Here is a 12613-nt window from a genome sequence, read left to right as displayed (position 1 = left end):
ATCGAGAGTGGGTGACCGAACGTGGAGGATTTCGACATCGTCGTTATCGGCGGGGGAACAGGGAACAAAGTCGCGCGCGCCGGTGCGGAGCGCGGGTTGGACGTGGCGCTCGTCGAGCGGGGGCCAATCGGCGGGACGTGCGTGAATCGCGGCTGTAACCCGTCGAAAACGCTGATTCATCGCGCCGATGTCGCGGAGACGATAGCGCGCGCCGACGAGTTCGGTATCGACGCCGAGACGATCGGCATCGACTTTCGGGGTATCGTCCGCGAAGTGACGGAAACGGTCGATGGAAAAGCGGAGCAAATGGAGCAAACCATCCGCGACCACGACAACCTCGTACTCTATCAGAAAGAAGCACAATTCGTGGACGACCGGACGCTAGAAGTCGGTGACGAGCGCATCCGGGGCGAGAAAGTCGTCGTCGCTGGCGGAGCGCGGCCGGTCGTACCGCCCATCGACGGATTGGACGACGTGGACTTCCTCACAAGCAAGGACGCGCTTCGACTCGATAGACAACCGGAACACCTCGTCGTCGTCGGCGGTGGGTACATCGCCGCCGAGTTGGGGTACTTCTACGAAGCGCTCGGCACGTCCGTCACCATCATCGGGCGAAGCGACGTTCTCCTCTCGAACGAAGACCGCGAAATCGCGGAGACGTTCACCGACGTAGCGCGCCGACGCCACGACGTGTACACCGGCCACGAGGCGACCGCGGTTTCGCAGGAGGACGACAGAATTTCGGTGACTGCGGAGGGAGACCATGGCGAGGAGGTTTCGGTGACGGGTGACGCTCTGCTCGTCGCCGTCGGCAGGCGACCGAACACCGACAGTCTCGGCGTTGAAGCAGGGAAAATCGACACCGACGAGCAGGGGTTCATCGCGACGAACGAGTATCTGGAGACGAGTGCGGAAAACGTCTGGGCGCAGGGCGACATCGCGGGCAACTACCAGTTCAAGCACGCCGCAGACCAAGAGGCGAAGTACATCGAGAAGAACGTGCTCGACGGCGAGCGCGAAGCCGTCGATTATTCGAGCATGGGCCACGCCATCTTCACGTCGCCACAGGTGGCCGCAACCGGGAAAACCGAAGAAGAACTCCGAGAGGCCGGACGGGAGTACGTCGTCGGACACTGTGCCTACGAGGACACCGTGATGGGCAAGGCGCAGAAAGAACGAGACGGCTTCGTAAAAGTGCTCGCCGCCCCCGACGACGGCGACATTCTCGGCTGTCATATCGTCGGTTCCGACGCTTCGACGCTGGTTCACGAAGTCCTGCTCGCGCTGGCGAGCGGGTCGGGAACCATCAGCGACGTCACCGACACGATTCACATTCATCCGGCGCTGAGCAAGGTGGTGCTGAAAGCGTTCGAGGACGTGGAATAAGCACTCTCGACGCTTTAATCACGTTCCTCGCCGCAGTCGATTCGCTACCTATCGGAAGTGGAGGAGTCGGGTACGTCAAGTTCACCCGTCAGTTCGAGGAACTCGGGAGACATCTCGAAACCTTCGCGTTCGAACTGCTCTTTGACCGCCTGAAAGTATGCCGAGCGGACGGAGAGATACCGCTGGCGACTCGGGTTGGCGATCCAAAACCGCGAGGTGAGTCCGATTCCGGCCGCGGTCACGTCGTCTACGATGACCTCCGGTTTCGGGTCGGCGAGAATTTGGGGATTCCGCTCCGCTTCTTCGAGGAGGACGCGCCGCATATCGTCGATGTTCCCGCTGTACTCGACGCTGAACGAGTAATCGATTCGAAGCACGTCCTTGATTGCGTGGTTCACGACGACGCTGTTGGCGAGGACGGAGTTCGGCACCGTGATGAGTTCGTTTTTGAACGTTCGAACGCGGGTCGCTCGAAAACTGATGTCCTCGATGATTCCCTCGTTGTCCTCCCACTCTATCCAATCGCCGATGTTGAACTTCGGGTCGCTGATGATGAACACGCCCCCGACGAGGTTCCCGACGATGTCCCGAGAAGCGAACCCGACGGCGAGGGTGAGCGCGGCCGCGAACCCACCCATCACGGACAACAGGGTCTCCAACCTGGCCAAAAAGAGTCCAACGAAGAAGGCGACGATGACGGTCGAAACGCGGATGAACCGTAGCATGGGCTTTCTGACCGTCGGCGTAACGCGTTGGCTCCTGAGAAGACGCCGACCGACGGGCACCGCGACGAGACGCCCGACACCGTAGGTCACGATGAACGACACGGCGAAAACGCCGAGTTGCAACAGGAACGCCGTGTAATCCACGCTACCGAAAACGTCGTTGAACGCCGGTTCGGGAGGAGCGACCATCAGACGAGATGAGAGAGCGTTGTCGGTACAGTGTGCTGTCCGACGAGTTTCGCGGTATTCATGTGTTCGACTGCAAACGGCGACGTAGTTAGCTGTACTGGCTCTTCGCGTCGGGTCGTTCCGGTGCGAAGGGTTAGCTCAAGCGTCGGTGAATCGGTTTCAGCAGGCGTCTACTCGCTTTCCGTCTGCGATAGCGTCGATACTGATAGACGATTCCCGTTCCGACGAGGAGCACCCAGAGAACATGGTTCGTTCCGAGCGTCGCCCACACGTCCGACTGGAACACCGGGAGCAAGTCGCTCCAGTGGCGCACGAACTGCTGAAGTATGCTCGCGCCCAGAAGGCTCGTCACGACGGCCAAGAACGGAAGATAGAACTGCCAGACGAGAACGCTGACGATTCCGCCGACGATAATTGACCCGAAGAAGGGATCTACCACGCCGGAACCGATCGACGGCAGCGAAAGCGGGTCGAAGAGGTTGGAACGACCGAACATCGAGTAAGCGATCGTCGAGGTACCTACGAAACAGAGCGCGACGATTGCCAATCGCTGTGCGGAGCGAGCGAGGCGACCGCCCACGATACTGCCGACGATTGCGCCAAGAAGCGACACGAGTAACAGATCGGGCGACGCGACGCCAACGATTGGCGCGACGAACGCACGTGCGAGGGAACTTCCTAGCAGTGCACCGCCGAGTGCGCCGACCAGCGACGTCAGTTGTGTCACGAACGCGTAGCCGAAGTACGTGAACGCGACGCCGAATCCCAACGCCAGTACCATCGCGGTGGTCGTGATGAAATCGAGGGGCATCGAATTTCGTATTTCAAATACACGGGTTCCATTCCGTTAAGTGACTCGGTGGGATTTTGCCCGAACTATCACGAATTATCGAGATGAGACGGCGATTTCGCTTCGAGAAATCACGGTTCCGACGCCTCCCCCGTCGGATGTTCGTCGAACCACGTTTCCAGTTCCTCCCGATAGGCTTCCCACTCGGTGAGCAAACGGTCGTACTCCTCACGAGCGGCGTCCGTCCCCTCGTAACTGGCAAGCGATTTCAACCGATTTTGCATCCCTTTCAGACAGGCTTCCGTTTCGTCGTACCAGTCGAAACCGCACTGAATCATGGCGTAGTGGTACATCGCCCAGAAACCGGCCCCGGCGCGGTTGTCGTCGGACGCTTCGCCGACGATTGGAAGCGATTCGTCGAAGTCGCGGAAGTACGAAACCGCGAACCGGGCCGCGAGTGGCTTCAGGCGGTACTCCCACTCACCGCCGACCTCTCCCTTCGCGTCCCTTTGTTGTTCGAGCAGACTGTCGTATCCTTCCTCGGTCTCCTCGTATCGGCGGAGTCGCCACGATTCGAGTCCGTCGAATCGATTCCAACGGGATTTTTCGCTATCAGCCACCGCGTCCGGGTCGCCCTCGAAAACGATTCGCGCTAGCCCGCAGTCCGGCCCCGAGTCGTACTCCGCGAACTGCCGATACGCCCAGAACCACCCGGTTTCCCAGCAGTCGCTCGCTTCGAAGCGATTCCACGCATCCGGAAGGTACTCCCGAACGAACCGTTCTTCGTCTTCGAGCGATTCGAACCGAAATTCGATATCTGCGCCAGTCATGTTTCGACTGCCGAGCGAGAGGAATATATCGTTTCCGCGAAACTCGTTTCTGTAACTGATATGATCAATTCCCAAAAGTATGTCACGGAGACTAACTGATTCCACCCATGCACCCGACGGAATCTACCGCAGGTGACATCCCCGAAACTGCGATAGAGGCACTCGGCACCCTCGCAAGCGAACACCGTATCGCGATTCTCCGTGAACTCGCGGTGGCGGACGAACCACTCGCGTTCTCGGAGCTCCGCGAACGAGTGGGGATCCGGGATACGGGTCGGTTCAACTACCACCTCTCAAAGCTCCGTGAGCGATTCGTCCGAGAAACCGATGGAAAGTACGAACTCGGCCACGCTGGCGAGCGTGTGGTGCTCGCAACCACCGATTTGGATGCGGACGGTGCCGCCACGCTCGCCAAAGCGCACGGCACGGACGAAAACGGTGAATGTGCAGTCTGCGGCGAGGAAGACTGCAACCGAGTGATTCACGTTCACCTCTCCGGAGCGTGAACGAGATATCCCCACAATTCTATAGCGCGAGATACAGTTTATGAGTTCGATATTCGACGTAGTTTGCGCGCAAAATAGTCATCTCAATTTCAGAAATTCGGGAAAATTTCGACTTTTCACAGCACCGTGATTGACTTTCAATCGAATCGTTTCACTCGAACTCGGGCTTTCTCCCCTCCAAAAACGCGGAAACGCCTTCTTTGTGCGCGGGCATGTCGTAGGCTTGGGACTGCACCATCGTCTCGTAGTCCAGCGCCTCGCGCCAATCCTTGCCTAGATTCTCGTGCAGAGCCTGCTTCCCGAGCGCGATGGTGTGAGTCGGTTGCTTCGCCAGCGTCTCGGTCATCTCGGCAACCCGGACGTCGAGTTGCTCGTCCGGCACGACTTCGTTTACTACGTCCAATTTCGCGGCTTCGTCTGCCGAAATCAGTTCGCCCGTGAACGCGAGTTCCTTCGCTTTCCGCAGACCGACGAGTCGCGGAAGGAGGAAGGTGCCGCCCATATCCGGAATGAGGCCGACGTTAATGAACGAGGCCGCGAATCGGGCGGGTTCAGCGGCGTATGCGAAATCCGCCGCGGTGACGAGCGCCATTCCGGCACCGACCGCGTCGCCATTGACTTTCGCGACGACCGGGACGGGTGCGGACAGCACCTCGTGGACGACTCGCGAGAGCGTATCCCGAACTCGCTCGTAAGCCTCTCGAACGTTCTCTTCGCGCTCGGCCATCGACTGAATGTCGCCGCCCGCGCTGAACGCCTTCCCTTCGCCCGTCAGCACGACCGCGTCGATCGATTTCGGGTCGCTCTCCGCCAAAATTTCCGCGAGTTCGCCCGCGGCTTCTGGTGTGAACGCGTTTCGTACTTCGGGTCGGTCGAACGTCACCGTTCGAACGCCGTCGTCGTCAGAGACGTGCATACGGGAGGGTCACGGCATGCACATTTAATTACTCCCCACGTCCAGTCGAGGTATGGACATCGAAGCGTTCTTCGAAGGGATGCCCTTCGCCGACCTGCTCGGGGTCGAAGTAACTGTGGCCGAGGACGGCCACGCCGAAGGCAAAATCGAGATGCGCGACGAACTGTCGTGGAACCAAGACGAACTGATGGCGCACGGCGGCGTCACATTCACCCTCGCGGACACCGTCGGCGGCGCGGCGCTCGTCTCGCTCAACGACCAACCGGTGCCGACCATCGACATGCGAATCGACTACCTGAGCGCGGGGACGGGCGACCTCCACGCCGAGGCCGACGTCGTTCGAAACGGGAGCGACGTGGGAACCGTCGATGTGAGGGTCTACGACGAGGACGACGAACACATCGCGGACGCCCGCGGCGTTTACAAAACCGGGTGAGCGATGAGAAAACGCCGGTTCGTACTCGGAATCGTGCTCGTAGCGTCACTTCTCGCGCTCGTGTTCGTTCGGCGAACCCGGAACGAGACGGCTCTCGAGCCGCCGTTCTGAGACCTGCGTCAATCATTTGACCACAACCTTTTATCACGTAGCTGTACCAGTTCTAAGGGATGGGAACTGCAGACGTTTCTGACGCCCCGGTTCTTCGCGTCTCTGGGGGAGTTGGGCGGGAACGCGCTACCGCTGTATTCGATAGCGCGCGCGACGAAGCCGACGCGGTGTCCGTCGTGGAAGTCGGCCCGACCGGAATCGAAGCACTCGCACCGCTCGTTTCGGTAACAGACGACGAAACGACCGTCTTCTTCGCGAACTGCACGCCAGAGCGAGGGCGAACGCTCGTCTCTGAGCTGGAATCGGGAGCGTTTCCGGAGGACGACGCGCACGCAGTCGTCCCGCACGAATCCGACCAGAGCGCCCCGCCGGTGCCGAACCACGGCCCGCTTTCCGTCGGTCGTCGAAACGTGCTCGCTCGGTGCGGTTGGGCAGACCCCGCGAAGATACAGGACAACGAACCGTTCGTCGCCGAGCGCGCGCGCGACGACCCGGAGGAGGTTCTGTCGCAGGTCGCGCACTTCGGCCTCCTCGGACGGGGCCGTGGCGATGCACGAATGGACGAACCCGTTGCCGAAGAGTGGAACGTTGCGCGCGAAACCGACGGCGAACCCGTTGTCGTCGTCAACGCGGGCGAAACCGACGAACGTAATCGAACCGACCAACTTCTGCTGGAAGGCGACCCGATTTCCGTGCTCGACGGCGCGACTGCTGTCGCGCACGTCGTCGGCGCGGAGGACGTTATCGTCTACTCACCGGAATCGGCGGACAAAACCCAACGGCGAGTTCGAGAGGCAGTTCGCGTCTTTCAGAAAGCCGACGGTACGGACGATTTGACGGTACAAATTTTCGCGTCACCGAATCAGTACATCGCGTCCGAACCGACGATGGCGCTGGAGGCGTTGGAAGGCAACGACCGACTGGAAGCGCGACTTCGGCCGCCGACTCCCGCGAAGCACGGATTGTACGGGCGACCGACCGTCGTTCACACGCCGAGATCGTTCGCGCAGGTTCGCCGGATGCTGTTGTTTCCGGACGAGTTCGACGCCGACGACGCCGACCCGGGAACTCGACTGGTCGCCGTGACCGGCGACGTGGCCGCCCCTGCGACTATCGAACTGCCGACCGGTGGTTCGCTTTCGGACTGTCGGGAAGTAGTTTCGGTGGACGGGGAGTTCAAAATGGCCTGCGTCGGCGGGCAGTTCGGCGGTCTGACTCGCTCGCTTGACCGCTCGCCGAGTGCGCCCGCGTTGGCGGGCGCACACCTCGGGACTGACGGCGCGGTCGAACTGCTGAATCAGTCGCAGTGTGCGGTTGCGACCGCAGGAACGCGTGCCAAATTTGCGGAGGACGAAAACTGCGGGCGTTGTGTTCCGTGTCGGGAGGGGTCGAAGCAGTTGGTGGGGATGCTCCGCGACGTGTACTCCGGCGAGTTCGCGGACGACGCGCTCCGCGAACTCGCCCGGACGATGCGCGAGACGAGCATCTGTTATTTCGGACAGTCCGCATCCCGTCCCGTAGCGACCGCAATGGACGAGTTCGAACTGGAGTTTCACGCGCACGCCGAAGGACGCTGTCCGAGCGGTGCGTGCGAGGAGGCAGAATCATGAGTTCGGACGAGCAATCAGGAATCGAAGACACCGCCCCGGCATCGCCGCAACCTGGCGTTCCGGACATCGACGATCCGCGACCGAGTACGCCGCTGACCGAAGATTTCGTCACCGGAACCGCGAACGACCCCGAAGTCGGTGCGGACGCCGAGGGGATGAATCACATCACGGTGGACGGCCACCCCATCGCCGTGCCACCGGGCGCGACCCTCATCGACGCCGTGGAAGCAGTGGAAACGGAGGAGTACGTCCCCGCGCTCTGTTACTACGACCGCGACACCGAGCAGGGGGACAACATCGGCCCGCGGTCGGAGTGTCGAACCTGTATGGTCGAAACCGACGAGCACGGACTGGTTCCGTCCTGTAGTTTTCCGGCGGAAGACGGCCTGTCGATTCGAACCGACGCCGAGTCCGCCACGGAAGTGCGAGACGTGAACCTCGATTTGGTGCTGTCGAATCACAACCTTCGGTGTACGACCTGCGGGCAGAACGGACGCTGTGAACTGCAAGACGCCTCCATCGACAACGACGTGGAGGAACCGCGGTACGGCGTGCTGGAAAACCGCGACGAGTACGAACCGATAGACGACACCTCCTCGGCCATCCAGATCGACCGCAACAAGTGTATCCTCTGCAATCGTTGCGTGGACGCCTGTAACGACGTGCAGGTCGAGGGCGTCCTGCGAATCGAAGGTCAGGGAGCCGATACCCGAATCGGCTTCCAGAGCGACGCGGAGACGATGCGAGAATCGACCTGCGTCTCCTGTGGCCACTGCGCCACGGTGTGTCCGACCGGCTCGCTGGTTGAGCAGGGATTGAAGGATTCCGCGACGCTCCCCATTCCGGGATTCACGCAGAAGAACTCCATCGGGAAATCCGTCGAGAGCGAACACGCCGAAACCTCGGACACGTCCGACGCGCCGAACCGAAACGTCCCGGGCGAGCGAGTGACCGAGGAAAAATCCGGCGTCGCGCGATTCATGGCGAAGGCGCGCTCGAAGGCCCGAGACACCGCGAAACGGGTGACGAACGAGGCGGTAGCCGAGTTCGAACACGTCGCCGAAGAAACCGCCGCGAACACGATGAACGTCGGGCGGATGTTCGACGTGGCGGGCGTCGTGAGCGACGCCCGCCTCTCGAGGGTGACGAAGGCAGAAACGACCTGCAACTACTGCGCCGTCGGCTGTCGGTTCGACCTGTACGGGAAGGACGGTGAGGTGCTCGGCGTTCGACCCGCGGACGAGGACGCAACCCCGGCGAACAATTTTTCGACCTGCGTGAAAGGCAAGTTCGGCTACGACTTCGTCAACAGTCCGAATCGCCTGAAAACGCCGCTGATTCGGGAAGGAGACGAGTTCCGCGAGGCGACGTGGGGCGAAGCGCTCGACAGGATACACGAGGAACTCTCCAGAATCCGCGAAGAGAACGGCGACGACGCGATTGCCGTCACCTCCTCTTCGAAATGCACGAACGAGGAGAACTACCTCGCCCAGAAGTTCGCCCGGCAGGTGCTTCACACGAAGCACGTCGATAACTGCGCCCGACTCTGTCACTCCTCGACGGTGGTCGGCCTTCAGCAGACCGTCGGCTACGGCGCGATGACGAACCGAATCAACGAGGACATCGGGAAAACCGACTGCTACCTCATCACAGGGTCGAACACGACCGAGAGCCATCCCGTGCTCGCAACGCGAATCAAGCAGAACGTCCGCGACGGCGCCGATCTCTTCGTGTTCGACCCGCGAGAAATCGGCCTCGCGGAACACGCGACCCAGTACACTCGGACGAAACCCGGGGAGGACATCGCGTGGCTGAACGGGATGATCCGCCACATCATCGACAACGACCTGCACGACAGGGGGTTCATCGAGGAGCGAACGAAGCATTTCGACCAACTGAAGGAGAAGGTCGAACCGTTCACGCCCGCGAAAGTCGAGGAGCTCACTGGCGTTCCGGAGGACGAACTGATACACGCCGCGGAGACGATTGCGACGGCCGACACCTGTATCTTCGGCTGGGCGATGGGGATGACCCAGCACGCCCACGGAACCAGAAACGTCCTCGCGGTGGCGAATCTCGCGCTGGTGACCGGCAATCTCGGCAAACCGCGAGCGGGGCTGTCGCCCTTCCGCGGTCAGAACAACGTGCAGGGCGGTGGCGGCGATATGGGGCCAGCACCGCACACCCTGCCGGGATACCAAGACCTCACCGACGACGCGATTTTGGACAAGTTCGAGGAGTCGTGGGGCGTTCGCCCGCCGAACGAAATCGGTCTCCGACTCCCCGAACAGTACGATGCGATGGAAGAGGGCCACATCAAAGGAATGTTCATCATGGGCGAAAATCCCGTGCTCTCCGAACCCGACATCCGCGGGGCCGAGAAGGCGATCGAAAAGCTAGAGTTCCTCGCGGTACAGGACATCTTCCTCACAGAAACCGCCGAATTCGCCGATGTAGTGTTACCTGCCGCCTCCGCCGCCGAAAAGCACGGAACGTTCACGAATACGGAACGACGCATCCAGCGCGTTCGACCCGCCGTCTCGCCACCCAGAAAGGCGAAGCCGGACTTAGAAATCCTGTCCGACCTCGCAAACAGGTTCGGCTTCGAGTGGGACTACGACGGTCCGGCGGACGTGATGGCGGAAATCAACGACCTCGTGCCGATTTACGGCGGCGTCACCTACGACCGCCTCGAATCGACGCCGGAGGGACTCCAGTGGCCCTGCGAGGACGAATCCGACCCCGGAACGCCGTACCTCTACAAGAAGGAATTCAACTTCGAGGACGGCAAAGCCCGGTTCGTTCCCGCGGACTACGCCGGGCCGGTCGAACTCCCCGACGAAGAGTTTCCGCTGATGCTCACCTCCGGGCGCGTGCTCTACCACTGGCACACCGGCACCATGACCCGCCGGGTGAACGTGCTGATGGACCACGTCCCGGAAAGCTTCGTTACGATTCACCCGGAGATGGCCGACGAACTCGGCGTGACGGACGACGAATACGTCCGCGTCGTCTCCCGCCGCGGCGACATCGTAACGAAGGCGAACGTCGAGGAAACGTCCGACCCCGGCGTCGTCTTCATTCCGATGCATTTCGCCCACGGGGCAATCAACGAACTCACGCAGCACGAACTCGACCCGACGTCGTTCATCCCTGAGTACAAGGTGACCAGCGTCAGAATCCAACCGCTCGGCACCGATCCGGGTGAGGAGCCGCTTCCGGTCAAACCACCCGCAGGCGACGGGGAAGACACGCCGGAAGAACAGACGACGGGCGACGACTAATCGACCCCAACTGGTGTACATTCATCAACCACGCCGTTCAGTTGGAGTCGGGAAAGCAGTTGCTCGGTCGGACGGCCCTGCTCGTCCCAACCGCGGGTTTCGTAATACACCGACAGTAGTCGATCGAACGACTCTTTTTCAAGTCGTTCGCCGTCGCGCTCATCGCCACGACTTGGTCGTTGGAGCGCTGGCGGAAGCGAATCGTCCCTGCGCGAAAATCCCTCCCTGACATTAAACAACCGCGTCAGCGTCCATACGCGCTCCCCGATTCGAAGGAGTTCGTCGCGAGAACGCTCGGAAGCGATTTCACCGAGCCATTCGTTCTCACCGTCTTCCGACTCCGCACCGCTCTTCCACAGTGCTTCGCCAGCGAAATCGTCCGCGACCAAACACCAGAGAAGCGACCGAAGGTTCTGTTCCGCGATGACCGTCTCCGCGCGGCGGTCGTCGCTCCATTCCTCTGCCGCAAACACCTCTTCGAGTACCGGTCGCGCCCGGCGATGGCACGCGCCGCGGTCACTGGTCGCGTAAGCCAACGCCATCGACGGCGAACTCCGAGGGTCGTATGTCGGCAAATCCATCCCCTTCACGGTCGGTATGAGTTCCTCGCCGCTGTACCGGGCAGTCGCCGCGTCGATTCCGTCCGCAAGAACGTCGCCGAGCGGTGACGAACGGGCGGCGATTTCCTCCAGCAAGGCGCGTGCGGATTCGCCGTCACCGAACTCGATGTCCCGTTCCAGCAACCCCTCCTCCACTGCGCGCATCGTCCACGCCACCGCGTTGCCCGTGCTGATGAGATCGAGACCGAGATTGTCGCAGACGGAACCGAGGACGGCGACCGCATCGAAATCATCGATACCCAGACCAGCGCCGAGCGAGATGCTGGTCGCACCGCGCGGAACCGTTTCACCCACCTCGCTTTCGACTCGAAAGCCGCCGGAGACGTCGTCCTCCGGGCGTTCGCGTCCGACGGCCGACTCCCGAACCGACTCGATTCCGAGGTCGTCCGCGCCTTCGAAGGTGCTTTCCTGCCACCCTCTCGTCGGAAGGACGCCCACCTCGTTCGCGAAATCTATCGTTTCCATCGTCTCGCTCGCCGCCTGCCAACGACCGATATCGGTCGACCGATATCGGTCGTGGTCTTCGCTCTTTCCCGTTCCTTCGTCGGATTCCGAATCCCCGGCGATGACCGCTTTGAGGTTTTTCGACCCCATCACCGCACCCGCCCCGCCGCGGGCCGCATGGTGGTCGCCGCCGTCCGATGCGATGGTCGCGTATCGGACGAGTTTCTCACCGGCGGGGCCGATGCAAGAAGTCGGTGAATCGAAGTTTGCACACGTTTCGGGAATCGTTTTTCCCCACAGGTCTCCCGCGGACTCAATCGTCGCGTCGCCGTCCGCGATTCGAATCGCGACAGGGTCGGAAGCGGAACCCGTGAACGAAATCCCGAGATGGTTCGACAGCGAAAAATCGAGCGGTTCGGGAAACGTTCCGCCGATGTACGAATCGAGAAATGTTCCGGTCAACGGCGATTTCGTAACGACCGAGTATCGCGACCCACCGGGCGTCCTCCCGGTCAGCGGGCCGAACATGAACAGCAGGGCATTTTCGGGAGCCAGCGGGTCAGTGCCGGGAGCGAGATCGTCGTAGAGATAGCGGGCCGAGAGACCCTTTCCGCCGACGAATCGTCGCAACCACGGTTCGGGGATTTTCTCACTCTCGACTGTTCGAGCAGAGAGGTCGATGCGGAGCAGTGTATCCGCGAGAGCCATTCATCTAGAATCGAGGAACTGGGCGGCAAAAACGCTCGCGGCCACAGACACTTACCGA

10 protein-coding genes are annotated in these 12613 nt (G+C 61.3%); 5 read left to right on the top strand and 5 right to left on the bottom strand.

Annotated features, from left to right (window positions below; genetic code table 11):
* The first annotated feature begins 21 nt into the window (after positions 1 to 21).
* Positions 22 to 1386, top strand: coding sequence for a dihydrolipoyl dehydrogenase (locus tag LIX15_RS19920; RefSeq protein ID WP_227775315.1), 1365 nt, complete (start codon positions 22 to 24; stop codon positions 1384 to 1386).
* Positions 1387 to 1430: 44 nt separating this feature from the next.
* Here LIX15_RS19920 and LIX15_RS19915 read toward each other — a convergent pair whose 3' ends face one another.
* The 3 genes from LIX15_RS19915 to LIX15_RS19905 all read right to left on the bottom strand — a co-directional run bounded on the left by LIX15_RS19915 (position 1431) and on the right by LIX15_RS19905 (position 3920).
* Positions 1431 to 2300: a mechanosensitive ion channel family protein gene (locus LIX15_RS19915; protein ID WP_227775314.1), complete on the bottom strand. Its 870-nt coding sequence runs from the start codon at positions 2298 to 2300 to the stop codon at positions 1431 to 1433.
* Positions 2301 to 2433: 133 nt separating this feature from the next.
* Positions 2434 to 3111 (bottom strand): hypothetical protein, encoded by a 678-nt coding sequence (locus tag LIX15_RS19910; protein WP_227775313.1) that lies wholly within the window; start codon positions 3109 to 3111, stop codon positions 2434 to 2436.
* A gap of 110 nt (positions 3112 to 3221) precedes the next feature.
* Positions 3222 to 3920, bottom strand: coding sequence for a hypothetical protein (locus LIX15_RS19905; protein ID WP_227775312.1), 699 nt, complete (start codon positions 3918 to 3920; stop codon positions 3222 to 3224).
* 107 nt (positions 3921 to 4027) lie between these two features.
* On the opposite strand from LIX15_RS19905, the gene LIX15_RS19900 reads away from it, so the two are divergent.
* On the top strand, positions 4028 to 4426 hold the full coding sequence (locus LIX15_RS19900) for a winged helix-turn-helix domain-containing protein (RefSeq protein WP_227775311.1): 399 nt from the start codon (positions 4028 to 4030) through the stop codon (positions 4424 to 4426).
* Between the two features lie 151 nt (positions 4427 to 4577).
* Here LIX15_RS19900 and LIX15_RS19895 read toward each other — a convergent pair whose 3' ends face one another.
* Positions 4578 to 5342 (bottom strand): enoyl-CoA hydratase/isomerase family protein, encoded by a 765-nt coding sequence (locus LIX15_RS19895; RefSeq protein WP_227775310.1) that lies wholly within the window; start codon positions 5340 to 5342, stop codon positions 4578 to 4580.
* A 52-nt stretch (positions 5343 to 5394) separates the two neighbouring features.
* Here LIX15_RS19895 and LIX15_RS19890 point away from each other — a divergent pair, with 52 nt between their 5' ends.
* The 3 genes from LIX15_RS19890 (at position 5395) to fdhF (ending at position 10783) form a co-directional block, all read left to right on the top strand.
* On the top strand, positions 5395 to 5778 hold the full coding sequence (locus LIX15_RS19890) for a PaaI family thioesterase (protein ID WP_227775309.1): 384 nt from the start codon (positions 5395 to 5397) through the stop codon (positions 5776 to 5778).
* A gap of 170 nt (positions 5779 to 5948) precedes the next feature.
* Positions 5949 to 7499 (top strand): NADH-ubiquinone oxidoreductase-F iron-sulfur binding region domain-containing protein, encoded by a 1551-nt coding sequence (locus tag LIX15_RS19885; RefSeq protein ID WP_227775308.1) that lies wholly within the window; start codon positions 5949 to 5951, stop codon positions 7497 to 7499.
* Positions 7496 to 10783, top strand: a complete 3288-nt coding sequence (gene fdhF, locus LIX15_RS19880) for a formate dehydrogenase subunit alpha (RefSeq protein WP_227775307.1) — start codon at positions 7496 to 7498, stop codon at positions 10781 to 10783. Before LIX15_RS19885 ends, fdhF begins: the two co-directional genes overlap by 4 nt.
* On the opposite strand, the gene LIX15_RS19875 is transcribed toward fdhF, so the two are convergent.
* On the bottom strand, positions 10780 to 12555 hold the full coding sequence (locus LIX15_RS19875) for an aldehyde ferredoxin oxidoreductase family protein (RefSeq protein ID WP_227775306.1): 1776 nt from the start codon (positions 12553 to 12555) through the stop codon (positions 10780 to 10782). The genes fdhF and LIX15_RS19875 overlap by 4 nt on opposite strands.
* Positions 12556 to 12613 lie beyond the last annotated feature (58 nt).

The sequence above is a fragment of the Haladaptatus pallidirubidus genome, assembly GCF_020700235.1.
In the GTDB taxonomy this organism is placed as follows: domain Archaea; phylum Halobacteriota; class Halobacteria; order Halobacteriales; family Haladaptataceae; genus Haladaptatus; species Haladaptatus pallidirubidus.
This window is presented reverse-complemented; position numbering and strand designations above follow the sequence as displayed.

Coding starts and splice junctions, on each gene's coding strand:
- LIX15_RS19885 (WP_227775308.1), top strand. CDS start 5,949: ATGGGAACTGCAGACGTTTCTGACGCCCCGGTTCTTCGCGTCTCTGGG.
- LIX15_RS19895 (WP_227775310.1), bottom strand. CDS start 5,342: ATGCACGTCTCTGACGACGACGGCGTTCGAACGGTGACGTTCGACCGA.
- LIX15_RS19905 (WP_227775312.1), bottom strand. CDS start 3,920: ATGACTGGCGCAGATATCGAATTTCGGTTCGAATCGCTCGAAGACGAA.
- LIX15_RS19875 (WP_227775306.1), bottom strand. CDS start 12,555: ATGGCTCTCGCGGATACACTGCTCCGCATCGACCTCTCTGCTCGAACA.
- LIX15_RS19900 (WP_227775311.1), top strand. CDS start 4,028: ATGCACCCGACGGAATCTACCGCAGGTGACATCCCCGAAACTGCGATA.
- fdhF (WP_227775307.1), top strand. CDS start 7,496: ATGAGTTCGGACGAGCAATCAGGAATCGAAGACACCGCCCCGGCATCG.
- LIX15_RS19910 (WP_227775313.1), bottom strand. CDS start 3,111: ATGCCCCTCGATTTCATCACGACCACCGCGATGGTACTGGCGTTGGGA.
- LIX15_RS19890 (WP_227775309.1), top strand. CDS start 5,395: ATGGACATCGAAGCGTTCTTCGAAGGGATGCCCTTCGCCGACCTGCTC.
- LIX15_RS19915 (WP_227775314.1), bottom strand. CDS start 2,300: ATGGTCGCTCCTCCCGAACCGGCGTTCAACGACGTTTTCGGTAGCGTG.